The organism is Maribacter spongiicola (genome assembly GCF_004364165.1).
GTDB lineage: Bacteria > Bacteroidota > Bacteroidia > Flavobacteriales > Flavobacteriaceae > Maribacter > Maribacter spongiicola.
The window spans coordinates 1,019,299-1,043,675 of record NZ_SOAY01000010.1 but is presented as its reverse complement, the minus strand read 5'-3'; the positions used below and the strand labels follow the sequence as shown (position 1 = coordinate 1,043,675).

At 34.1% G+C, this 24,377-nt stretch carries 17 protein-coding genes and 2 tRNA genes; 12 read left to right on the top strand and 7 right to left on the bottom strand.

What is annotated here, in order from left to right; all coding sequences use genetic code 11:
• Positions 1-28 precede the first annotated feature (28 nt).
• The gene (folK, locus tag CLV90_RS04905; protein WP_133686379.1) at positions 29-1,171 is read left to right on the top strand and encodes a 2-amino-4-hydroxy-6-hydroxymethyldihydropteridine diphosphokinase; all 1,143 of its coding nucleotides are present in this window, start codon (positions 29-31) and stop codon (positions 1,169-1,171) included.
• A 117-nt stretch (positions 1,172-1,288) separates the two neighbouring features.
• On the opposite strand, the gene CLV90_RS04900 is transcribed toward folK, so the two are convergent.
• Positions 1,289-1,819, bottom strand: coding sequence for an RNA methyltransferase (locus CLV90_RS04900; protein ID WP_133686378.1), 531 nt, complete (start codon positions 1,817-1,819; stop codon positions 1,289-1,291).
• A 165-nt stretch (positions 1,820-1,984) separates the two neighbouring features.
• Here CLV90_RS04900 and mutS point away from each other — a divergent pair, with 165 nt between their 5' ends.
• From mutS to CLV90_RS04885, 3 genes are all read left to right on the top strand, one after another.
• Positions 1,985-4,570 carry a DNA mismatch repair protein MutS gene (gene mutS, locus CLV90_RS04895; protein ID WP_133686377.1) on the top strand — a complete coding sequence of 862 codons (2,586 nt, stop codon included), beginning with the start codon at positions 1,985-1,987 and terminating at the stop codon, positions 4,568-4,570.
• 98 nt (positions 4,571-4,668) lie between these two features.
• Positions 4,669-4,740 (top strand) — tRNA-Gly (locus CLV90_RS04890).
• 41 nt (positions 4,741-4,781) lie between these two features.
• Positions 4,782-4,868 (top strand) — tRNA-Leu (locus CLV90_RS04885).
• A 114-nt stretch (positions 4,869-4,982) separates the two neighbouring features.
• On the opposite strand, the gene CLV90_RS04880 is transcribed toward CLV90_RS04885, so the two are convergent.
• Genes CLV90_RS04880 through CLV90_RS04860 form a run of 5 tightly spaced genes read right to left on the bottom strand, consistent with a single transcriptional unit; the run spans position 4,983 to position 15,916 of the window.
• On the bottom strand, positions 4,983-7,955 hold the full coding sequence (locus CLV90_RS04880; protein ID WP_133686376.1) for an AAA domain-containing protein: 2,973 nt from the start codon (positions 7,953-7,955) through the stop codon (positions 4,983-4,985).
• Between the two features lie 30 nt (positions 7,956-7,985).
• A complete protein-coding gene (locus CLV90_RS04875) occupies positions 7,986-11,111 on the bottom strand; it encodes a type I restriction endonuclease subunit R (protein WP_133686375.1) in 3,126 nt (1,041 codons plus the stop codon).
• Between the two features lie 29 nt (positions 11,112-11,140).
• Positions 11,141-12,370: a restriction endonuclease subunit S gene (locus tag CLV90_RS04870; protein WP_133686374.1), complete on the bottom strand. Its 1,230-nt coding sequence runs from the start codon at positions 12,368-12,370 to the stop codon at positions 11,141-11,143.
• 1 nt (position 12,371) lies between these two features.
• Positions 12,372-15,134: a type I restriction-modification system subunit M gene (locus CLV90_RS04865; RefSeq protein WP_133686373.1), complete on the bottom strand. Its 2,763-nt coding sequence runs from the start codon at positions 15,132-15,134 to the stop codon at positions 12,372-12,374.
• A 26-nt stretch (positions 15,135-15,160) separates the two neighbouring features.
• Positions 15,161-15,916, bottom strand: coding sequence for a PDDEXK family nuclease (locus CLV90_RS04860; RefSeq protein ID WP_133686372.1), 756 nt, complete (start codon positions 15,914-15,916; stop codon positions 15,161-15,163).
• Positions 15,917-16,148: 232 nt separating this feature from the next.
• On the opposite strand from CLV90_RS04860, the gene CLV90_RS04855 reads away from it, so the two are divergent.
• The 7 genes from CLV90_RS04855 to CLV90_RS04825 all read left to right on the top strand — a co-directional run bounded on the left by CLV90_RS04855 (position 16,149) and on the right by CLV90_RS04825 (position 22,555).
• The gene (locus CLV90_RS04855) at positions 16,149-16,451 is read left to right on the top strand and encodes a helix-turn-helix domain-containing protein (protein ID WP_133686371.1); all 303 of its coding nucleotides are present in this window, start codon (positions 16,149-16,151) and stop codon (positions 16,449-16,451) included.
• A gap of 6 nt (positions 16,452-16,457) precedes the next feature.
• Complete coding sequence (locus tag CLV90_RS04850) at positions 16,458-17,669, top strand: primase-helicase family protein (protein WP_133686370.1); 1,212 nt, start codon at positions 16,458-16,460, stop codon at positions 17,667-17,669.
• A 195-nt stretch (positions 17,670-17,864) separates the two neighbouring features.
• Complete coding sequence (locus tag CLV90_RS04845) at positions 17,865-18,722, top strand: toprim domain-containing protein (protein ID WP_133686369.1); 858 nt, start codon at positions 17,865-17,867, stop codon at positions 18,720-18,722.
• A gap of 166 nt (positions 18,723-18,888) precedes the next feature.
• Positions 18,889-19,341 (top strand): BfmA/BtgA family mobilization protein, encoded by a 453-nt coding sequence (locus tag CLV90_RS04840; protein WP_133686368.1) that lies wholly within the window; start codon positions 18,889-18,891, stop codon positions 19,339-19,341.
• 2 nt (positions 19,342-19,343) lie between these two features.
• Positions 19,344-20,234: a DUF5712 family protein gene (locus CLV90_RS04835; protein WP_133686367.1), complete on the top strand. Its 891-nt coding sequence runs from the start codon at positions 19,344-19,346 to the stop codon at positions 20,232-20,234.
• A gap of 11 nt (positions 20,235-20,245) precedes the next feature.
• Positions 20,246-22,099 carry a type IV secretory system conjugative DNA transfer family protein gene (locus tag CLV90_RS04830; protein WP_133686366.1) on the top strand — a complete coding sequence of 618 codons (1,854 nt, stop codon included), beginning with the start codon at positions 20,246-20,248 and terminating at the stop codon, positions 22,097-22,099.
• Between the two features lie 210 nt (positions 22,100-22,309).
• On the top strand, positions 22,310-22,555 hold the full coding sequence (locus tag CLV90_RS04825) for a hypothetical protein (RefSeq protein ID WP_133686365.1): 246 nt from the start codon (positions 22,310-22,312) through the stop codon (positions 22,553-22,555).
• A 366-nt stretch (positions 22,556-22,921) separates the two neighbouring features.
• On the opposite strand, the gene CLV90_RS04820 is transcribed toward CLV90_RS04825, so the two are convergent.
• Entirely contained in the window at positions 22,922-23,575 is a 654-nt protein-coding gene (locus CLV90_RS04820) for a hypothetical protein (protein WP_133686364.1), read from the bottom strand.
• Between the two features lie 304 nt (positions 23,576-23,879).
• Here CLV90_RS04820 and CLV90_RS04815 point away from each other — a divergent pair, with 304 nt between their 5' ends.
• On the top strand, positions 23,880-24,335 hold the full coding sequence (locus tag CLV90_RS04815) for a JAB domain-containing protein (protein WP_133686363.1): 456 nt from the start codon (positions 23,880-23,882) through the stop codon (positions 24,333-24,335).
• The last annotated feature ends 42 nt before the right edge of the window (positions 24,336-24,377 follow it).

The following is a 24,377-nucleotide window of genomic DNA, read 5'->3' as shown; positions in this document are numbered from 1 at the left end:
TATGTTTTAGTTATTTTGTTCTATTATTATGGGAGTATACAAAACGGCATTTTTATCTATTGGTAGTAATTTAGGCAATCGCCTTTTATTATTACAGAAAGCAATTTTCGAAATCGGCAATGTTACCGGCGAAATTAGGCAGGTTTCAGCTATATATGAAACGCCTGCGTGGGGATTTGACGGAGAAGATTTTCTAAATGCATGTTTAGAATTACAAACACTTCTCTCGCCCGAAGAATTACTTGTTAAATTACTAGCCATAGAAACTGATTTTGGCAGAGAAAGAAAAGAGAGTGATAGTTATCAAAGCAGAACACTTGACATTGATATCATTTATTATGAGAAGGATGTTATTGACACTGCAGTTTTAACGATACCGCACCCTAAAATGCAAGACAGAAAGTTCATCTTGAAACCACTTGCAGATATTACGCCGCAGTTTTACCACCCAATTTTTAATAAAGACACTAGAAATCTATTACAGGAATGTAAAGATAAAAGCACTATTACCAAACAGTTCAGAAGATTATTCAAAAATCGCCACGCCTTTTTTGCCAGTTTAGAATATGTCGCAATAGAGGGAAATATTGGAGCAGGTAAAACAACATTGGCTACTAAAATTTCTGAAGACTTTAATGCTAAATTAATATTGGAGAGATTTGCCGAAAATCCTTTTTTACCAAATTTCTACAATGATCAAGACAGATACGCTTTTCCTCTAGAGATGTCATTTTTGGCAGACCGGTATCAGCAGTTTACAGAAGACACCAATCAACTAGATCTTTTTAAAAGTTTTATGGTCAGCGATTACGACATATACAAATCGTTGATTTTCGCGAAGATTACTCTACAACAAAATGAATTTGACCTGTATAGAAAGGTTTTTAACTTTATGTACAAAGAGGTTAAAAAGCCCAAGATATACGTTTACCTATATCAAACAACAGAGAGATTATTACAGCAAATAAAGCAACGAGGTAGAGATTATGAACAGAATATAGAACTGACCTATTTAGAGAAAATTAACCGTGGTTATTTTGATTTTTTAAGAACCTACCCTAAAGAAAATCAGCTTATTATAGATGTAAGCGAGTTAGATTTCGTGACCCATGAACGTGATTACGAAACTATTTTAAGCAAGATTGAAGACTTTGCTTTAGCTAACTTATGATAATATAATTCGCGTTATTTCTTGCGTAAATGAAAAGAAAATCTTTTATTGTGCAGGCATTCGTGCAACTAACTAACTCAAACTATACTAAAAAACCTGGTCTACGACCAGGTTTTTTTATGCGGTAATTTTGCTCCAGCAATCCCAAATTACAATCCCAACACTTACCGAAATATTTAATGAATGCTTGGTGCCGAACTGCGGTATTTCTAAAACCTCATCACTAGCGCTAACCACATTTTGGGCAACGCCCTTGACCTCGTTTCCAAAAATGAATACTTGCTTTTTATCTTTGGCAGGCCGGTAATTATTTAGTTGGGTCGCATTTTCAGCCTGTTCAACAGAAACAACATGGCAACTATCTTTTTTTAATCTATTGACCAACTCCATCGTATTCTCTACATGCTCCCACTCAACACTATCGGTAGCACCAAGGGCCGTTTTATGAATATCTTTATGAGGAGGTGTAGCAGTAATGCCACACAGGTATATTTTTTCAATCAAAAAAGCATCGGCACTTCTAAAGACAGACCCAATATTATTTAAACTACGAATATTATCCAGAACTATAATAATGGGAGATTTACCAGCAAGCTTATAGCCTTCCACATCAATTCTATCTAACTCCTCATTTCTTAATTTTCTCATACTTTACTGTTCAATTCCAAAAATTTTAATGGCTATAAACTTATCCTCAAATATCAACAATTATTAAAATTCAAGGGATAAAACCATACTTTCGTGAAGGTGCAAAATTAATGAGATAAAGATAAAGTGGCGGATAAAAGCAAGACAAAAAAGGTGACCCCTTTAATGAAGCAATATAATACCATCAAGAACAAATATCCTGATGCGTTATTACTTTTTAGAGTTGGCGATTTTTATGAAACTTTTGGTGAAGATGCAGTAAAGGCTTCACGCATATTAGGCATTATTCTAACGAATAGAAATAATGGTGGCGAGCGAACCGAACTAGCTGGTTTTCCGCATCATTCAATAAACACCTACTTACCCAAATTGGTAAAAGCAGGTCAACGTGTTGCCATATGCGACCAGTTAGAAGATCCCAAACAAACAAAAACAATTGTCAAAAGAGGTGTTACCGAATTGGTTACACCAGGCGTGGCAATGAATGACGATATCTTAAACTCTAAGACCAATAATTTTCTCTGTGCCGTGCACTTCGGAAGAAAAAAAACAGGAATTTCGTTTGTTGATATTTCTACTGGTGAGTTTTTAACCTCAGAAGGAAATGAAGAGCAGATTGACAAACTGTTACAGAATTTTTCACCAAACGAGATTTTAATATCTAAAGCACATAAAAAAGAATTCTTAGAGGTATTCGGCAAAAACTATCACCTTTTCTATCTAGAAGACTGGGTTTTTCAAGAAGATTATGCGCTAGAAAACCTTACATCGCACTTTAATACAAACACGCTTAAAGGTTTTGGCGTTGACCATTTAACCTGTGGTATAATAGCATCTGGGGTAGTTTTACATTATTTAGGCGAAACCCAACATCGACAACTACAGCATATTTCTAAATTACAACGTATTGCTGAAGATGATTATATATGGATGGATCGCTTCACCATCAAAAATCTAGAACTTTATCATTCTACCAATGTAAATGCGGTTACACTATTAGATATTATAGATAAAACAATCTCACCCATGGGTGGGCGAATGATTAAAAGATGGCTTGCCTTACCACTTAAAAATCTTGAAAAAATTAAAAGGAGACAACAAATTGTTTCTTTCTTATATCATGAAGAAGAAGTTGTCTTAGAAAAGTTTCAGCACCATATTAAACAAATGGGCGATTTAGAGCGTTTGATTTCCAAAGTCGCTACAGGCAAGGTAAACCCTAAAGAAGTAGTTCAGCTAAAAAATTCTTTAGAAGCTTTAATTCCCATAAAGCAATTAGCCACCTCTTCAAAAAACGAATCGCTCGCTTTAACAGGAGACCAAATACAATCTTGCGATTTATTGCGTGCTAAAATAAAAGAGATGCTTAGCGAAGAAGCACCTGTAAATATTTTAAAAGGAAGTACGATCGCTAAAGGATTTTCCGAAGAATTAGACGAGCTTAGAGGATTAGCAACTTCAGGAAAAAACTATCTAATCAAAATGCTTGAAAGGGAAACTGCCGCAACTGGCATAACATCCCTTAAAATAGCCTCTAATAATGTCTTCGGATATTATATAGAAGTTAGAAATACGCATAAAGATAAAGTACCTGAAACATGGACGCGTAAGCAAACTTTGGTAAATGCTGAACGCTATATTACCGAAGAACTTAAAGAATACGAAGCAAAAATTCTAGGAGCAGAAGACCGTATTTCAACATTAGAGCAACAAATATTCTCTCAATTGGTCGTATGGATGCAAGAATACATCGCTCCTGTTCAGAATAACGCACATCTAATAGCGCAATTAGACTGCTTATGTGGTTTTGCACAACTAGCGAAAGAAAATGCATATAACCGCCCTACCCTAAATGATTCTACAGATTTAGAAATAAAAGACGGTAGACACCCGGTAATTGAAAAACAATTGCCGTTAGGTGAGCAATATATTGCCAATGACTTACAGCTAGATAGATCGAACCAACAGTTTATAATGATTACCGGTCCAAATATGAGTGGTAAATCTGCCCTATTAAGACAAACAGCATTAATTGTACTTCTTGCACAAATGGGAAGCTTTGTACCTGCAGAATCGGCTAAAATCGGTGTTGTAGATAAAATATTTACCCGCGTTGGTGCTAGCGACAATATTTCAATGGGCGAATCTACTTTTATGGTAGAAATGAACGAAACGGCATCAATACTTAATAATCTCTCTGAGCGAAGCCTTGTGCTTTTAGATGAAATTGGTCGTGGCACAAGTACCTATGATGGTATATCGATTGCTTGGGCAATTTCTGAATATCTACATGAGCACCCAGCAAGATCTAAAACAATGTTTGCCACACATTACCATGAGCTTAATGAGATGACCAATACTTTTAATCGCATCAAAAATTATAATGTTGCTATAAAAGAACTAAAGGATACGGTTTTATTTCTACGAAAATTAGTTCCGGGTGGTAGTGAACATAGTTTTGGTATACATGTGGCTAAAATGGCAGGTATGCCCCAACAAGTAATTCAGAAGGCAAATAAAATTTTGAAGAAGTTGGAAAATAAGCATGTTAACGAAGATATGGGAGATAAGCTTAAAAGTAGTTCTGACGAATTGCAATTGAGTTTTTTCAATTTAGACGACCCATTATTAGAAGAAATCAAGGAAGAAATCACGAATTTGGACATCGATACCCTAACTCCGGTAGAGGCATTGATGAAATTAAATGAGATTAAAAGGCTGTTAACCAAGGACAAAAAGGCAACATCATAATATTTTTAATTCTTTTGTCAATTTTTACTTTGGTTTTTACAGAATTGTTTTAAATTTGCACCCGCATCTTTTAAGAGATGCACGTTCTTAAAAAATTTGCGAAAGTAGCTCAGGGGTAGAGCATCACCTTGCCAAGGTGGAGGTCGCGGGTTCGAATCCCGTTTTTCGCTCAGAAAATGTTGCCGGTCAACATTTTTTTAAAGCCAAGTATGCTCGAGTGGTGGAATTGGTAGACACGCCGGACTTAAAATCCTGTGCTCTTTGGGGCGTGCGGGTTCAAGTCCCGCCTCGAGTACCACAAACCCCTGAAATCATCTGATTTCAGGGGTTTTTTTATTTTATAGGGCAACCTTTAGGGCAACTTTTCAGTAAAGTAGATGTAAAAAAAGTTAAGTAATGTAGTTTTCCTTAACTAAGACAAACTATTATCCTCGTATTTTAAATGATTCGCTAAGATGCCAGACGGGCTCTTACTACTCTTGTCTAAAATCTTAGTATTCGCAAAGACTATAAAATTATCCTTTGCCCTTGAAACTGCCACATTCAACATATTGGGTTTATTATCCCTATCAAAGAACATTGTTCCCGAATCACCATCACCATAAACCATTGAAAAAAGAATAATAGGTCGTTCTGCCCCTTGCAAGGCATGTACGGTTCCTAATTTCATAATACTGGTATTTATACCATTTTGCTTTAGTAAGCTTCTTAGAACATTCTTTTGACCTGTAAACGGGGTTATTACCCCTACAGCTTCCTCTACCTTCATCTCATACTTGCCTTCGATTCTATTTCTATTCAACAACAACCATTTGACCAACTCTTCTGCTTCTTGATAGTTTTGCCTACTTGTATTATTTGTAACCGAATTACTTTCTACATGAATGCAGTACATAGGAGGAAATAGTAAGTCGTTCCCAGACCTACCTTTTAACGGTATTAAAAGACCATTATAAGCTAACTCATTACAATAATTAATAATCTCGTTATAACACCTTCTATGCTCTTGTAGTATAACCCCTTTTTCTTCTAACTCTGGCTCCTTAAAACTGCTCGCGTTTTGAGCCATTTTCATTATACTACCAGTTGAAGCTAAATATCCCTTTGGATCAAAAAGTGTTTCATAAATCTCATCGTCGTAATCAACAATGAGTTGACTGTTCTTTAAATTACCTACATCAATTTTATTAGATATATTCCATACGGGCTCAATCTGTTTTACATCACCGACAACTACCGCTTTTTTAGCCAATGAAAATATTGCAGTACCTACTTCTGGCGTTACTTGACCAGATTCATCAACTAGTAGTAAATCCACAAAATTGAATAGAGCAGGATTGTCAAAAACAGCTTTTCCATTATTATCTTTTTGTAAAAACTTGTAATAACTAAAAAATTTCGGAGCCATATAAAAGGTACTAACAAAACATGGGGTCAGCATAGCATGTCTTTGCCATCTACTGATTACTGTAGATTTACCTTTTTTTGTGAAGTTGGGATCTCTTAAATCACTTTCTAATCGTTGAAGATATCTTCCTTCCCAGTAATGAATAGCCAATTGAAATGCTTTATGCCGTATACTAACATCTAACTCGTCATAAAAACAATTTGGAGCTACCTTATTTCTAATTTTGAGCATTTCTAAATCCCAATACTCCTCCTTATTTCTAGGTGGGTTTCCCGTTAAATCATTTCTCTCCTTAAAACTTTCCCAATCAGTAGTTAGCTTAGTAATTTTTCTAACCGTTTTAATAGTGGCATTACATTGTTCTAATAGCGAGTTTTTAGAATAATCTTTGATTCTATTTTCAAGAATAGAATCTCTCAAAATAATATTTAATTCATTCTGCCGACTTCTTAATGATGATTTAATTCCAAGAATACAGAACAACTTTCTAAATATAGATTCAGAATTGAAATAACTTAAAATAGCATGTTCTGATTTTTGCAATGACCTTGCCAAGTCTCGTAACTGATCTGCCGATAAAAAATTATCAGAAAAGAATTTCTGCTCTTCATCTACTTTTAGCGACTTAAAAAGAGATTCACCTTTTAAGTAGTTTTCCCACTTTTCCTTCGAATGAATTAAAGTGTACTTTATTTCCTTTATTTCAGATTGAAGTTTTAAAAGGGTATCTGGTATATTTAGATTTTCACCAAAATAAGTCTCACTCTTTACTAAATAGAAATCTAAAGCTCTTCCAACAAATTCCTCATTCTCAATATCACCAAACAAACCACCACCAACTAATTTCTTATAGTTAATACCTCTTAGTTGATCTTCGTTTTTACCACTAGCAGGTAAATAGGTTGCATAGCCATCAACGTCTGGAAGCCACCTTCCTCGCAAAGGACCATCTTTGGTATTTGATTTGGAGAAGCTCTCTATAATATTTGTTACCGCCTGATTGTTAGTTGAACAAGCTAAAATAACCGCAGGATTTCCGCCTTCAATAGCTGTCTCTACTATTTTATTGGCTACAATACTTTGTAACAAGGTTGTTTTTCCTGTTCCTGGTGGCCCATTAATTGCAAAAACATTATCATCAGAATTTAATAGCGTATATAAACTTTTCCTCTGCGAAATAGAAATGGGAAACTCATACCCCATTTGCCCAATGTGTAAGTGATTAGCACTGGTGAACTCTTCAACCTGAAGTGGCTTTATTGCTCGGTTGTTTTCGATATTAATAAACGCCTTTAATAGTTCAGGCTGTTCTTTATTTTTTAATATTTTATCATATAAATCTACAATACTTTGAGCTGCTCCAATTTGAATATCCGAAAGGATTACCACTGCATCATTCAGTTTCTTATGATTATAACACCGATAATCTGATATATTATAATCAGCAACTTTCTTAAAATTTGTTTTTATATAATCAATGTAACGTTGGTAAGTATCTAAATCTTCTCTTTTTACATTATTCTGCTGATTAATTTTGTCAACTGAAGAAAAAATAAACTCTGTACTTTCGTCTGCCTGAGGCTCTAAATACTTTCTTTGATAAAAGGGAGCAATTTCTTCTGGCACCCAAAGTACGCCTTGTCTATTGACATTTGCATAATACCAAAAGGGAAATTTATTTCTATTGTTCGCTCGATATTGTTCGATTTGAATAAGTTTAAAAGGAGCAATTAAAACTAGAATATTGTCTAGTTTAATCCAATTATCAATATCATCTTTTAAGACACCATTTCGTGTGTTCAATAAATACTCCTCGTAATTAATAAGCTCATTAATTCTTTCTATGTCATAAATTGACGAATTATTAATATCAAAATTTTTAATTTCAAAATGCTTCTGCTCCGTAATTTTAATATCATTTTTAAGCGAATCAATTAAGCATTTTCTCCAATATTTTAGCCATTTTTCGTTATCCATTATTAATATTTACTATTCTATTATAGAGCTCTAAATTTCAAATCCGCCTTCCAAAATAAAACTCTGCAGTAAACTATCAACACGGATATTAACTTTGAACTGAGGTAGCTTTTTACCCTCCAATGTTTCAAAATAATTTTTAGCTTTTTCTTTGTCTACAGTATCCTTTAATTCTGTGAATCTACCGTACTCGTTGATGTTTTTTGCGGTAAGACCTGCATCCATCATACCACGTAGGCGAGTTTCGTCTAAACCTAATACTGTAGCTATTTTTCGTATTTGATCATTTTTTGCATTGTACTGGTATAGTGTAATGTAGTCTTTAAGTGTTTTACCTGCTTCAAGCTTTACACTACCACGCTGTACATCGTGCAGGAATAAATTAGCATACTTCTGTTGTTCTTGGGTAAGGCTAGCAAAAGATTTGTGCAACTCGTTAAGTGTTTGTTGTACCTCTTCTTTGCTCACGTCTTCATCTTGCAGTTTTTTTAGGTATTTTGCAAAACGAGAGTTCATATAATCGGCATCAATTTTACCCGTGTCTATTTCTGTTATATGTCCTTCAATCTCATAAGGAATGCCAGAACCCATTCCTCCATCACCAGACCCTGAAAGCTCTTTATAACGTAAAACTAAGATATCATAGGTATGTTTATCTAAAGCTAGCTTAATAGTTTCTTTCTTTTTACCTTCTCCGAAAGTATATTCTAGTTTTTCCCACACAAAGCGTTGTACTTTAGCTGCTTCTAAGTACATATTGAAGGTGTTAAATAACTTGGCAAAGCGACCACGTTCCGTAAGGTCGTCTGGTAATTTTTCAAAATTAGCAACTCCCGCTAGCTCAAATAGTTGTGCAATCTCATCATACACTGCATTCATTGCTTTTAAATTGTGCGGTAAACGCTCCACAAACAAGCCGGTTACTCTATCACCAGAATATAATTTTATGGCTGCATTAATATTGCGCTCCATTGTATGTGGCTTACGGTAATAACGAATGGTGCCATGGGGTTTTTCATCACGTTTAAAAAGACGGTTGGTACGTGAAAATGCTTGTATGATGTTTTCATACTCCATTTTCTTGTCCATATACAAAGTGTTTACCCACTTACTATCAAAACCTGTAAGCATTTGGTCTACTACAATTAAAATATCCAATTGCTTCTCGGGTTCTTTCTCTATTCTTAGGTATGGTGTTTTATGAGACATTCTAGAAGCAATGTCCTTTTTCATTTTAGCGTAATTTGCTAATTTGAAATCTTGGTCATATTGCGCATTGTAGTCTTCTATAATTTCTATAAGCGCATCTTCCTTGTATTCAGAATTGCCATTATTGTCTATAGTAGGGTCAAATAGAGCTGTGGTCTTTAAATCTGGCTTAACACGCTTCAACGTTCTGTAATAACGTACTGCCATAGGAATACTACTGGTAGCAAATATGGCATGGAATTTTCCGTTCTGACTTAATATGAGCCAATTGTCCAAAATGTCTTCTACTACTTTTGAAATGTGCTGTTCACGGTCATACTGGGCATTAGACAAATGGTCTTCTATACCTGTTTCATAGATACCTGCATCGTTATAAGAACCTGCCATGGGCACATCGTTCATATACTTTAGAAATATCGTCTTCTTTTTTGTATCGCCCAATGCATCTTCAACACTAGATGCTTTAGATTTTTCTAATGCTACTGCTCTACGCAGGTCTTTATCTTTATAGGTAAGAACCTTGTATGGGTCAAAACCTAAGACGTTGCCATCCCGTATTCCGTCTGCAATACTGTAACGGTGTAACTCGTCTCCAAAAACGGTGGAGGTTGTGTTAAGCTTCTTTTGATTTTCATCTTGTATAGGCGTGCCTGTAAAGCCGAAAAATATAGCCCATGGAAAGGTCTTTTTTATAGTGATCAACATGTCGCCAAAAGTGCTACGGTGTGCTTCATCTACAATGAAGACAATTCGCTTACTATTCATTATGGCTATGTCCGCACCTTTAGTTCCTTCCTCCTCGGTAATAAGGCTCATTTTTTGGATAGAGGTAACTATCAAAGTGTTTGCGGGGTCGTCACTTTTAAGTTTCGTTACCAAAACACCAGTGTTCTCCGTTGCTTGTACATCTTCGTTATCATCACTAAAGCCACGATATTCTTTTAAAGATTGTGTGCCAAGCTCTATTCTATCCATTAAGAAGACAACTTTGTCAGCATCTTTTGAATTGGCTATAAGCTGTGCACTTTTAAAACTGGTCATTGTTTTACCAGAACCCGTAGTGTGCCATATAAAGCCGCCTAATGCCTGTCTACTCTTCCAATCATTTTTTGCTACTTTATCACTTATGGCACTTGCTGCATAGTACTGGTAACTGCGCATTACTTTAAGCACACCATCACTAGTATCTGGTACGGTGTAAAACCCTATTAGCTGATGCGCCATAGGTATAGAGAGTAATTCTCTAGCTATGTCACTCCATAAATTTATGGGTTCGTTGTTGAAATCTGCCCATTGAAAATAATAGTCTTTGTTGAATTTGCCATCTGGACCAGGGTTTGCAAAGTACCGGGTTTCGTTTGGCTCCATAGCTACAAAAACTTGAACCAATGAAAACAAGCCTGTAAAGACCCCTGCACGTGCGTATTTTTCTATTTGGTGGTATGCCTGACTTACCGGCACGTTACTTTTTTTAAGCTCTATATGTATAAGTGGCATACCGTTTATTAGCAATATCAAATCGCCACGGCGGTCTCCTAGTATGTTAGACTTACTTTTGTATTGTGGTTGTTGCGCTATTTGATACCTACTTTGCCCAGCAGCAATTTCGTGGCGGTCATAAATTTTAAGACTTACCTCTTTACCAAAATGCAAATTGTCCTTTTCATTATCTCTAGTAATTGCTACCGTTTTACCATTTATAAAACCATTAAGCTTAAGCGGTGTACGTAGCGTGTTTACCTGCTCTAGTATCTGCTGCATCTCTCCCTCTGTAAGCGGGTGGTCATTAAGACGGTCTATATCGCGGTTATTATCAAACAGAATGTTTGCCCAATTGTCTAACAGGTCTTTTTCTGTGGGATTTTTAATAACACCACCTTTCCAACTTTGGTTTAATAAATGCGTTATTAAAGCTTCTTCAAAATCACTTTCTTTATTAAAAATCATAATTATAAACGGTACTAGTTGGGTTGGTTTTAAGCTACAAACATTTTAGTAAGGCAGGCTTTTTTAATGTTGTTGAGTTTTTTGAGTTGTACTTCATGTCCAATAATAATCTTATCAAGATTTGTGAAATACTTACCTACTTTTGTTTGTTCTGTCTCTTCAGGTAGTAAAATATCTATCTCCATAACTTTAGTTTTAGATATATTAAATCTTGATATACCCTGAGCTAAAATTTTCATATTTTCCCTAAAATATTGAGAGCGCATATAATAAGCTATAAAATAATTATCTACCTTTTCTTTAAATCGATATCCGAAACAGAAACTGTTTAAATAAACGTTTTCATCTTTCTCCAACCATACGGAAGACATACCAACCTCTTCTGGTGTTTCTGAAGAAGTCGTAAATAGCACATCACCATAATGAACAGTACTCTGTGATTCATCAATTTCAATTTTTTCTAATTGATTTCTGTCAGTAACCTCATTGTTGAAAACGTTTGTGTAAGGAATATAACGTGCTTCTCCTTTTCCGAAGTCCTCTTTGGTTTTTCCTGAGAGACCTGTAAACGTGTTACCGATATTACCAAGTTGATAACTCTCCCACTCCCCATCAAAGCCTTTAAAACGTATCTCTGGGACGGTAGCGCCCTCTTGAGGAAACATTTTAACTAGCATTGCTTTTTTTAGGTTTTTGAGTTTGGTGAGTTGGGTTTGGTGGTTTTTTATCGATGAATCAAGATTGGATATTAGGCTGCTAATTTTGTTTTGTTCATTAATCTCTGGCGCATAAAAAGTATAGTTTTCTACATTTGGTTTAGAAATGTTTTGAACTTTGGTGCCAGCTCCTCGCTTTCCAAAATACTGCTGGTTTCTATTAATGACCATAGATAGAAATGAACTGTTTATCCCTGCGTTTGGTCTTATTTCTGCAACTCTTTGATTAAGTACGTATTTATTAGGTGCAGGTATTTGAGCTGTAACACCAAGTAAACCGGGTGATTGTTCGCTTAAAATCATTACTAAAGTATCTTTTGGTAATGTAGGGGCATCGATGTCAATAAATTTCTGTGAGGAGACTAAATTTCCATTTACATCAACAGATTTCAATGTAATCAATTCATATTTACCTATTTTTTTTACGTGTTCTTCAAAACTTCCGCCATTCGCATAAGTTGAAACATCTTTGAGCTGGGTTAATTGCCAATCCTCCGTATAACTATTAAACCGCACTTCTGGGCTTTTCTTTAGTTCTCCCATATTACGCATCGGTTTTTAAAAGGTTCTTAAACTCGCTCAACGCTTTAATATCGTGCTCGTTTCCTGTAAGATCATCTAATAGTCCTGCAAGTTCATTTTCGGCTTGTTTAATGTCTTTGGCAACATCACTATATGTAGTGGCGTATTTATCTGCAAGTTGCTGCAGCTTTCTCAAAAGCGTATCTATAATCGCATCTGGCATATTATCTAGTGACTTTACTAATGGTTTTACCCATTTATGTTCTAATAAGTTGTTTACCTGTGCAGCAGTTAAGTTTTCAATGGTTTCTTTGGTAAGCATATGGAGTGCAGCAGCTTCTTTTTTAATTTTTGCTTTTATGTCCTTTTGTTCTATAAGTAACTGGCTTGCCTTTACTAATTGGAACTCAAAAGTGTCTTCTTTGAACGTAAAAACGCTCTGTAATTGAGACAAGTATTTGTTTACGGTAGTTTTACTATAAGTTCCATCTTTATTGGCATCCATAGCCTTCCATTGTACAACTTTATTGGCTTTGATAAATGCTTCTTTCTCGGGCTTACGTGCTTTTTTATCTAATAAGTCTTGGCAGGCTTTAAGTGCATTAATCTCAGGAGTTTCTACATCTGCATAGGCTTCTTTTACCACCTCGTTTAATTCTTTAGCAACAAAGGCATCACTTTTGTCATTGAGCAGGCTACTATCTTTTTCTTCTTCTGGTAAGGCCTCAATAAGTTCCTCTATCTCTGTAGCAATAGCCGTAAGTCGGTTTTCTTTTATAGTGAGTGCTTCAAGTTCTTTACTTAAATACTCTTCTTGAACTAATTTAAAAGGCATAATACGACCCTTCCAACCTTCTTGTACTTCGGTATCTTTACCGTTTTTCTTTTTTATAACCATATTAGGATCTACTACACCTGTAGCAGCAAAGCCCTCGGTCTGTATAATCTCTAAGTCCACTTTTATGGTTTCCCACTTATCGTCTAACAGTTGGTAGGCTTCATACTTATCAATAAGTGGTATGGTCTCTAATCGTTTAAAAATATCGTTGCTTAGTATGGTTTTCTCTTTGTTAACCTTAACGGTTGCAGTATTACTAACTAAATGTTGGGTAAGGTATTGGTCAAAATTTTGAAATGCTAGCGTATACGCTTTCGTAAAAGCTTCAACATTAGGGTGATTTGCGATGCTTTCTTTTAAATCGTTTACTTTAAGCTTGGCATTTACGGCTGTGGTTCTTTCAAACAATGTTTCACGTAAGTCTGGGAACGCATTCCAATACTTTTGAAGTTCATCTATTTCGTTTACCGGAATGCCACCGAACATAGATGCATAGATATCCCATTTTTCAGCAGGCTCTGAAGAGTCTACATAGCGTGGTATGTTTAAGTTATATTCGTTATTACGTATTTCATCACGTTCTACAGTTCTAGAAAATTTAGGTATAGTAGCTCTGTCACGTACGGCATCTGCAATACGCCTAATATCACTAGCACGCAGCTTGTTGTTTTTGCCATCTTTTACAAAGCCTTTTGAGGCATCTATAATTAACGTATCGGTATTTGCTCGTTTTTGTTTTAAAACTATAATAATAGTGGGGATGCCTGTGCCAAAAAAGATACCTGACGGTAAACCAATAATGGCATCAATATGGTTTTTTTCAATAAGTTGTTCACGTATTCTACCTTCTTCACCACCACGAAAAAGTACGCCATGTGGTAGTACTATATTCATAATTCCATCTGGTTTCAAATGATAAAGGTCGTGTAATAGAAATGCAAAATCCGCCTTCGTTTTTGGAGCTAGACCAAAACGAGCATAACGTGGGTCTGCTTCTTTATTTGTAGGTGTCCATTTTTGAGAGTATGGCGGGTTAGACACTACTGCATCAAGATATAAAGCATTATACGTATGCACAGGGTCGTTCTCATCAAAGAACGGCCAGTCATCTTCTAAAGTATCGCCGTTTCTGGTTTGAATATTCGTTGGTAAAATACCACGCATTACCAAGTTCATTCTGGTAAGGTTATAGGTGTTCTGCTTTAGTTCTTGTGCATAGTATTTGATGTTGTTTTCATCATCCATATACTTTGCAATACTGTTACCTATGTTAATAAGCAACGAACCGGAGCCACTGCAAGAATCATAAATCTCAATTTGCTTTCGGTCTTTTAAATGGTCCGATATAATTTCTGACATCAATACAGATACCTCATGTGGTGTATAAAACTCACCTGCTTTTTTACCAGCGTTGGCTGCAAATTTTTCAATAAGGTATTCGTAGATAAATCCAAGAACATCATAGTCTTGTTTGCCATCCATAGGGATGCCCTTAATTAAATGGAGCAAGTCTGCAATTGCCTTAGTCTGCTTCGCTGCGGTATCTCCAAGTTTACTTAAACCAGTCTCCAACGTATTAAAAATACCGTCAAAAAGCTTTTTGTGCTTTGGGCTAATTAATCGGCTAAAGGCAGAGAGCGCTTCGCGTACATTGGAAACATCAAAATCTTTACCCGCACTAATCCAAGTGCTGAACAAATCATCATAAGCTATAAAGTAGCCTATGCTCTTTTTTATAAATTCTACCGTTTCTGTATCTTCTTCGTTCAGGGCTTCAATATCATCTTGGGTGAAATCTTGATTTTTAGCGAACTGTATTTGTTTCTCAGATAGGTATTTGTAAAAGATGAATCCAAGTATGTAATCCTTGTATTCATTTGCTTCAATTTTAGAACGCATTTGGTTTGCAGATTCCCATATTTTAGCAGCTAGTTGTTGTTTGTTCATTATTTTTATACGATTTAATAGAAATTTTAATTGTTTAAAAGTTCTAATCTCATTTTATAAGTTTTCAAAGTAATTAGTTGAGAAATACGTGCCGCATTTTTTAAAGAGCTATCTATTTCACCTGCTATAATACAACCTGATATTGATTTATTTGGAAATTTATCCATTAGCAACCCTAAATACATTGATATTTGCCCAAAGGCTTTAAAAGTAGCTACACCTGATTTTAATTCAATTGCAAGTAAACTACTATCTTTTTTTTCTAATAGTAAATCTATTCTTTTGCCTTCTATTAAGTACTCTATTCCCTCATTGTTTTCACCATATATTTTATACTCAGGAAATAATTCATCAACTTGAGTTACCATTGAATTTTTTAAATCTTTCTCATAACTAAAATTGGTTATATTATTTATAGGGTCATTATCGTCGTCTTCAGAAAAATCATTTTCGATATTTGACAAAGAACTAAACTCTAAAAAATCTGAACCTTTATCTTTTTTGAAAGCCATATAAAGATTGGTAGCCTGTTTTAAAGTTGCAGAGCCATTTCTAATATTTCCTTGAATTGGAATATTGTGCGTCGAAGGAGCATTATTTCTCTCATCTTCTGCCGAATAAGAAAGTTTAGCTAGTAAAGACAGACCATAATCCTTTCTAAAATGTTCATCTAAATCACCTTCATAATTTTCAACATTTCTACAATTCGATATTCTATTTTGTATAGTAACTTTTGGCTTACCATTGAATTCTAGCCATTTTTTGAAATTTTCAGCATCCATTAATCAAATAGTTAGTTTAAATTATCATATACACCATTTAGTGTAAACGACTAAGTTAATTAAATGGTCACTTAAGAAATTACGGAAAACCGTATATTTCACAATATATACAAGAATCTTATCAGATGAAAATAATATAATTCCCCCAATCCCCCACCCTCATTGAGTTGGGTTTTAATAACTCTAGATAGATTGAACCTTTGTAAAGTATAACACTAAAACAAGTTCAATTATGTCAAACTCTATTCTATTTGGTTTCAACAAAAAAGATTTAGAACGAACTGTTCGTCTCGTTATAGATGAAGTTCGTAAAACAGAAATCATTGAAAGTAATTCTAACTTACCCAAAGAAGACCGCCTATCGCAAAAAGAAGCTGCACAGTTTCTAGGTATCTCTGTAACCTCATTAATAGCCTGGAAGAAAAAAGGGCATGTACCCTACTTTCAAATAGGCAGATCAATCTTCTTTTCTAAAAGTGAATTACTTGCTTTAGCAAGAAAGAATAACAGTTTAATTAAGTCTGCAAGAAAATAGAGTGCTATGAAAAAGAAAGCACCCTATTTAAGAATTGGAACTGTTTATCACAAACACATTGAGAGACCCTTAATATCTGGTGACACCGTACCCGTCATGGTTCGATGGAACAAGGATACTATTATTGCCGATCACGGTAAGGTATTTTTATCTGATATACCCAAGCTAGATGGTTTTTGCTGTATACCCGATCATTTAAACTATCAGCAAATACTAGGTACTTTTTACAATACCTATCATGAGTTGCCACAAAAACCAAAAAAAGGTAGTGTTGAGAAATCTATAGATTTTGTGAAGCACATCTTTGGCGAGCAGCAAGAACTAGGTTTGGACTATTTGAAGCTCATTTTCATGAAGCCCACTCAAATACTACCTATACTTTGCTTAGTAAGTAAAGAACGAGGTACTGGAAAAAGCACATTTATTAAATGGCTTAAAGCTATATTCGGTGAGAACATGACCTATATAAAAGGTGATAGTTTCTCCAGTCAATTCAATGCCGATTGGGCAAGTAAAACCATAATAGCTGTTGATGAAGTCTTCTTTGATAAAAAGGAAATTACCGAAAGGCTTAAATACCTCTCTACTACAGATAAGGATAAAGTTGAAGCTAAAGGTAAGGACAGGGAAGAAATTGAATTCTTTGGCAAATTCATTTTATGCAGTAACAATGAAGACACCTTTATTCTTATAGATAGTGACGAGATACGGTTTTGGGTTCGTAAGGTTATTCCGTTTGAAACGGAAGACACAGAGTATCTAAACAAACTATACAAAGAAATACCTGCCTTTCTTCAATACTTAATCGATAGACCCTTTAGTACACCTAAAACCACCCGAATGTGGTTTACACCTAAGCAACTAAAAACAGAAGCATTACAAAAACTGGTATGGCTTAATAATAACGAAATAGAACGTGAAATGATATTCTTGTTCTACGAGCTGTTTGACTCATTTGCCGAAGATCAATTAAAAGCAACACCTAGAGAAGTTGTTTCGAATTTAGGCAAGTCACGCAAAAAGCATTTTGCGATGAATGATATTCGAAAGATTCTAAAAAAGAAATGGAACCTAATACCTTCTGATAATGCTAATTCTTATCAAGGTTTTGAATATACAAGTTATGGTGAATTTGTTCAGATAGATCGTAAAGGGAGATACTTCACAATTAAGAAAGACTATATACTTAAGATTTATGATGAAATGATGATAGAGTGATTGTAGTCATTGAAAATCAAATAACTACATCGTCATCATTTTATCATCAAACTATCATCAAAAAAATACTGATGAAGAAAAAAGGGCTTTTTGATGATTGATGAAATAATGATGAATTGAGCAAAGCCCATTCATACTGCTAATATCAACAATTATCATCAAAACCTCAATTTTAATTTTAAAACACTATTAATCATGAAAAATGAAAAACATCATAACCTAGACTGTAAAACAGCTAGAGATATATCTATTATAGATACACTACAAAGGCTTGGTTTTTATCCTAAAAAAACAAAAGAAAAAGAATGTTGGTTTCTTAGTCCGTTCAGATCTGAGAAAACGCCATCGTTTAAAGTGGACTTAAAACTTAACCGGTGGTATGATCATGGCGAAGCTGTCGGTGGAAATGTAATTGATTTAGTTATTAAAATTTCTGGTTACACTATAAAAGAAACTTTAGAATTTCTAAGCAATTCAAATAGTTTTTCTTTTCAAAAGCCGACCGTTTCCGCACAAGATTTGACACCAAATTACACTATTGAAAAGGTCATTGATTTGGAAAATGATGTCTTACTATGGTATTTGATTATGAGACGTATTACTGCGAGAGTTGCGTTGACCTATTGCCAAGAAATTCATTACACCATTAATGGCAAAACCTATTTTGCAATAGCTTTTAAAAACGATGTAGGTGGCTATGAAATACGCAATAAATATTTTAAAGGATGTCTAGGCAACAAGGGAGTAACACATTTTAATAATGGAAATCAAAAGCTACTTCTCTTCGAAGGCTTTTTAGATTTCTTATCCTACAAAGAGCTTTTTTCAAGAAATACAGATGAAGATTATTTGATTTTAAATTCCATTTCACAACTGAAAAATTGCTGGACAATTTTATCTAAATATAGCCATATAGATTGCTACTTAGATAACGATGATGCCGGTAAAAGAACAACCAATCTAGTAAAGGAAAAATATTCTTTTGCCCAAGATTGCTCTTCTAAATATGAACCCTTCAAAGATGTGAATGACTACTTAGTGGAGGTTTCTTAAAAAGAAAGCAAGTCGGACAGGGGCGATACCCCTGTCTCCGACTTGCTCTGCGAGGCTAAACAACTCATATTCAGGTATTTAATTCTACTAGTTCATATAGCCATTTATAGAATATTTATAAAATAGCATCTATACAATTGATAATAAGCACTTTAAAATATAAACCATGTCTAAAAAAAGCATCTTAGTTAATGAAATCGCCCATAAAGACCTTTCTAAATTGGTAGTTCAATTCAATTCTAATTTCGGACAATTAGTAGGTTCTATGATTCAGTTTTTTAAGAAAACTGGTATCAATCCTAATGAACCATTAAAGGATAATCCGTCCATATTGGTTAAAAAGTTAGACAATAGAATTGTCTCTTTTTTAAAGGTTCAAGAACGAGATATTTTGAAACCTATGCGTGCCGACATTTACCAATATCATAAATCTAATGATGACCGTGTACATGCAGAAAGAGATTTTTTAACCTCTAAACTCAACGAAACGAATGACAAGCTCGATAACATTCTAATGGAGATTAGAAAGCAAAGACAGGTGCATTTAGAGGTAGTTCTGTTTTTAGATTCTAAAAATAAAACTGGCTTACTGAACAGAGTACAATCGATACTTAAATAGTGATGCCAATATCTAAAGTACATAGCTCATCTGGAGGAAATAATACGGGTTCTTGTTCAAGTTTAGCCAACTATTTAGAAAAGGAAAATATGGAATTGGATAAGATGTCGGACCAGGAAAAAGACCAGGACAAGAAAATGAATATTGAATCGATGAAACAACAGTTTTTTACTCATGAAAAATCTGATGTCAGTCATACAGAAGTCATCTCAAGTATTGATAATAATAAAAAGAAGTTAGGAAAAGAAGACGCTAAATTTTTCGCTCCAACAATCAATTTCAGTGAAAAAGAACAGCAGCAAATAGCTAAGATGGTAACGGGCAGAAATATCGAGAACATCAAAGACTTGAATGTAAAAGAATTCAAAGCCTATAATAAAGCTATACAGGACTATGCAAGAAAGGTTATGGACAATTATGCGAAAAATTTTAACCGTAAGGACAAAGGCTTAGAAACAGGAAAAGATTTGGTCTACTATGGTAAGGTTGAGCACATGAGAAAATATAAGGGTACAGATAAAGAAGTACAGCAGGGTAAAGTTAAGTCTGGTGAATATAAAAAAGGTTTACAAAGCCATGTTCACCTTATAGTTTCAAGAAAAGATAAAACTCAAAAACTAAAGCTTTCGCCTATGGCTAACGAACGTAATAAGACTAGAAAAATAGGAGGCAATGAATATAAAGTTGGATTTGACAGAAAAGAATGGATTCAAGCCAATGAAAAAGCATTTGACCAACAATTTCAATATAAGCGACAGGAAATAGAAAAATTTCAAAATCAAAATATTTTGAAAAATGGCAGTCCTTCAGAAAAAGCCAAAGTCATAAAAACAATCGAGAAGGATAATGAAATAGCCAAAACAAAAAACTCACAAAACGAATTAGGAATTTAAAACAAAATAATATGTCACTTTCAGAAGCAAACAGAGAAAGCTCAGGCTTAGGTAAAACCGCGGCAGCTGTAATATTAATAATACTATTAATTGCATTATTCAATTTCATAAAAAACTCATTTCTCTATATAATTCATATGGATGTAGCATATGAATTATGCAGGCTAAATGAGTTTATTTCAACTCCATTCGGTAAAATAACGTCTTACCTAGTATTCTCTTATATCATAAGCATATTGTTAACATTCAGGCTATTTAAGAATTGGAAAACTAAATGGTTGTACAAACTATACCTTGTACTCTGTATTGCATCTATACCCTCTACTTTAGATTTAGGCTTACTATTCAACATAGATTTAGATTGGTATACGTTTTTCGCAATAACTATAAGTATCGTAAAGCTTTCATTACTTTTTTACAGACCTAAAGTATTTAGCTTTTTACGCTCTAAATTTATAAGAAGGAAGCAATCACAAGAATTATCAAATATCATTTTAGCAACTAAAAAGAGAAATGTAGAAATTAAAAATCCTTTTGCCGGAATTTATATTCAGGGTGGTGCCGGAAGCGGTAAAACAGAAAGTTTATTAAAACCCATGATGAAGCAATGTATCGAAAACAATTTTGCTTTTATCATCTATGATTTCAAAGGGGAACTTACTCCATTTGCTAATGAAGTGATGGAAACTCAAAATATAAATCAATTCAATACCTTAAATTTTAAAGAACCCTTATTAAGTGATCGGTTCAATCCATTAAACCCATCGCATATTAGAAATACTGCAGAAGTAGTTGAATTGACTAAAACCTTGTTTTATAATCTTAATCCTGCTTCAATTAAAAAAACGACTAATAATTACTTCTTAGATGAAGCTATTAACCTCTTTACTTCAATTGTAATTTTTCTGAAAAATAATAAACCTGATTATTGTACCATCCCCCATATAATAGCAGGACTTTCAAATAATAGTATAGATAAAGTAATATTAAAAATAAGTACAGAATTTGAAGCATTACCTTATATATCTTCTCTTAAAAATGTAATTGAATTAAAAGCGGAGAAACAAGTAGCAGGTGTAATAGGCTCTCTACAGGGTAGCCTTGCAAAATTCACTTCAAAGGAGTTGTTCTATATTTTATCGAAGAGTGATTTCTCACCTGAATTAAACGACCCAGAAAAACCAAATCGATTGTGTATAGTTAACGATTCAAGTCTTCCAAGCTTTTACGCACCACTTATATCAATGATAATCAACAATTGTCTTAAAAAGATGAATGTAGCAGACAAGCACAAAAGTGCCATTTTCCTTGACGAAGCACCAACCTTGTTCATTCCAGAATTTGAACAAATACCGGCAACAGCAAGGAGTAATAAAATTGCCACTGTGTTTACTACTCAAGATTACACACAAATACTTGATAAATACGGTAAAGAAAAAGCCCAAACTATCATCAGTAATCTTGGTTCTCAATTTTACGGTAGAACTACCAATGTAGAAAGTATGAAACAGATTTCAGAACTATTTGGAAAATATGATAAGGTGTTCAAAACAAAGAGTAAAGGAAAGTCTTCTGAATTATTAAATACAGGCAATATGCAAGTGAATAACGGACAATCTGAAAGTATACAACAAAGGTACACTGTAACTAGTAATGAACTGTTAAAACTTAAGCCCGGTGAATTCTATTCCATAATAGGTGATAAAAAATCTCACAATCAACATATTCAATTAAAAAAAGAAAAGGCACATAAAGAAAACTATAACGCACAGAATATTAGAAAACTATCAACTTCAATATCTCAGTTTGATTTGGATAATAATTATTTAGAAATTAACAATATAGCTAAAACATTGTTCGATTAATTTTTAATAACTTAAAGTTCAAAGACATGACTTTAAATACAGCGATAGTACGCAGAGCATTATTTATGCTTTGGATAATTTCACCATTAGTAATAAGGCTTTCATCTGAACCAAGCATCTTTTGGCTAATTTCATATTTCATAAGTCTGCCTCTTTACTGCTATTTTCAAATAACTAAAAAATAAACATTAACACCATAGAAACGAGAACATGAGCTACATAGATAAATTTGAATTTGAAGATTTTGATTACTTAGACCAACATGAAGAAGGATTTAAATGTTGGCAAACAGATTATAGATTGCTAAGAGAACGAGATGAAGAAGCAGCCAGATTAGCTTTTGAAGGTGGACTAAGAGACTTTAAAGAAAGCTGTATGCAAAGAGAGAAAGAGAAGCAACTTCCAAGACAGCAACCTTTGTTTAGTGAAGAACAATTAGCCAATTGGGGCAATTAATCATTAAGTCCTAATTCCTTATTTATCACAAAAAAGCTTATCAAAATGGAAGAAATAAAGAATGAAATTAAAGTCTTTAGAAATGAATTTACCAAGGAGTTAGATAACTTTCATAAATCCATGATAAAAAAAATGAACCAACAAGCCATTATTATATTTATAGGTTTAATCATAATAGGTATTATATCATTTTTATAAGTTACACTAAAATCTAATTAACTAGAAAATTATATCTAAATGAACAAAGAGATAAAAACATTCAAGAGTGATAATCACTCATCCACCTGTTTAATTTGTGAAACGACCTATAGCATTGACAAACAAATTAATCCTCATCCAAGTTACGATGGCGGAAATACAGCTTCATTACAAATTATTTGCTGTTAATGTAAAGTTCACATTGTAAAGACCATCACCTCCAAAAATATTAAGAAATCTTTTTCTATAATTGAAAGTGTGTCCATCGCTTGCTAAGCCAGAATCATGAAATTGATTACCTAAATCACTAAAGATGTTAACCGATGTTAGTCCAATAATATCATCTCTATCTCTAATTAACCAATGCCTTTGCAACTGATTACTGCATGATTCTCGAATTGATTGCAATACTTCTAGCTGTCTTTCAGAATAACTGTTTCCTATTTCTGTATTTATTCTAGGTATACCACCCGGTTGCTGATGAAGTGAAGTGAAAACTTCTTGTACGCTTTCACGGAAACTGTTTAAATGATTTACTCTGTGACTGCCCCGAGATTTATCGTTGTCTATTGCCATTACAATTAACCCGACAAAAGGAGCATCTATAGTAGGTGCATTTGTTGAAGTCACCATCCCTCGAACATTATCCTCATCATCCATTCCAGAACCCAGTTTATCAGTATTTATAACATCAACTTGGACATCACCAGGACCATTAACATCTAGAGTTACGAAAGCAATTAACAACCTTGGTTCATCACCTGAAAAATCTTCTGCCTCACGAACGGTTAAATTAAAGTATGCAAATATATTGGTAGCCATAATAATAGGTTATTTCTGTTTATAGATAAAAGATATCCACTACGACTATCGATTGATAATAAATTTGTGCTAATTGCATCCTAAAATGTATAATATGCAGATTTTCAATACATTAAAAACAAAATAAGAGAAGAATATCATAACAACATCTACACAAAATTAAGCACGTAAAATATTCCCATCAAAAGACTACGGCATAAACCAGGCTCATGATTCGCTCTTATTTATTCCGTTTCCTTTAGAGCTGAAATTTTACTACCACTTGTGATTGCGCAAATATTGTTCAATCTAAAAATCATTTAAAATGAAAAAAGTGACCATTTACAAGAATTTGGTAGGAGAGTTAACCGTAAACTACAAACGAACTAAACAACAAGCACAGAAAATCTCCAGTTCAGAAGACGCAGCAGATTTTATTAGACCCTATTTCGACCATGTTATGGACGACCATGAAGTTGTCAAGGTAATTCATCTGAATCACGAAAACAGAGTTATAAATGTACATCATGCAAGCTCTGGTACAGACATAGCCTGTTTAATACCAATAAAAGCCATTGTCAGAGATGCTATAATGCTACCTACTACAGGTATAATACTGGTTCATAATCACCCTAGCGGTCAAACAAAATTTTCAAAAGCAGATATTGCCGTTAGTAAAAAATTAGAAATAGCCTGTAATTACTTTGATATAAGATTTGTCGATAGCATAGTAATCACTAGAGAGAAACATAGCTCAATGAAAGATGAAGGGGTCATATGACCCCCTTTTTTTTTCGCCCCATATATGCTAATCTCTAAGATA

Bases quoted from the DNA above. Each gene is read 5' to 3' on its own strand.
- CLV90_RS04825 (WP_133686365.1), top strand. From the start codon at position 22,310: ATGAGCTACATAGATAAATTTGAATTTGAAGATTTTGATTACTTAGAC.
- CLV90_RS04845 (WP_133686369.1), top strand. From the start codon at position 17,865: ATGAAAAATGAAAAACATCATAACCTAGACTGTAAAACAGCTAGAGAT.
- CLV90_RS04815 (WP_133686363.1), top strand. From the start codon at position 23,880: ATGAAAAAAGTGACCATTTACAAGAATTTGGTAGGAGAGTTAACCGTA.
- CLV90_RS04880 (WP_133686376.1), bottom strand. From the start codon at position 7,955: ATGGATAACGAAAAATGGCTAAAATATTGGAGAAAATGCTTAATTGAT.
- CLV90_RS04860 (WP_133686372.1), bottom strand. From the start codon at position 15,916: ATGGATGCTGAAAATTTCAAAAAATGGCTAGAATTCAATGGTAAGCCA.
- CLV90_RS04830 (WP_133686366.1), top strand. From the start codon at position 20,246: ATGTCACTTTCAGAAGCAAACAGAGAAAGCTCAGGCTTAGGTAAAACC.
- CLV90_RS04875 (WP_133686375.1), bottom strand. From the start codon at position 11,111: ATGATTTTTAATAAAGAAAGTGATTTTGAAGAAGCTTTAATAACGCAT.
- CLV90_RS04835 (WP_133686367.1), top strand. From the start codon at position 19,344: ATGCCAATATCTAAAGTACATAGCTCATCTGGAGGAAATAATACGGGT.
- CLV90_RS04820 (WP_133686364.1), bottom strand. From the start codon at position 23,575: ATGGCTACCAATATATTTGCATACTTTAATTTAACCGTTCGTGAGGCA.
- CLV90_RS04840 (WP_133686368.1), top strand. From the start codon at position 18,889: ATGTCTAAAAAAAGCATCTTAGTTAATGAAATCGCCCATAAAGACCTT.
- mutS (WP_133686377.1), top strand. From the start codon at position 1,985: ATGAAGCAATATAATACCATCAAGAACAAATATCCTGATGCGTTATTA.
- folK (WP_133686379.1), top strand. From the start codon at position 29: ATGGGAGTATACAAAACGGCATTTTTATCTATTGGTAGTAATTTAGGC.
- CLV90_RS04870 (WP_133686374.1), bottom strand. From the start codon at position 12,370: ATGGGAGAACTAAAGAAAAGCCCAGAAGTGCGGTTTAATAGTTATACG.
- CLV90_RS04855 (WP_133686371.1), top strand. From the start codon at position 16,149: ATGTCAAACTCTATTCTATTTGGTTTCAACAAAAAAGATTTAGAACGA.
- CLV90_RS04865 (WP_133686373.1), bottom strand. From the start codon at position 15,134: ATGAACAAACAACAACTAGCTGCTAAAATATGGGAATCTGCAAACCAA.
- CLV90_RS04900 (WP_133686378.1), bottom strand. From the start codon at position 1,819: ATGAGAAAATTAAGAAATGAGGAGTTAGATAGAATTGATGTGGAAGGC.
- CLV90_RS04850 (WP_133686370.1), top strand. From the start codon at position 16,458: ATGAAAAAGAAAGCACCCTATTTAAGAATTGGAACTGTTTATCACAAA.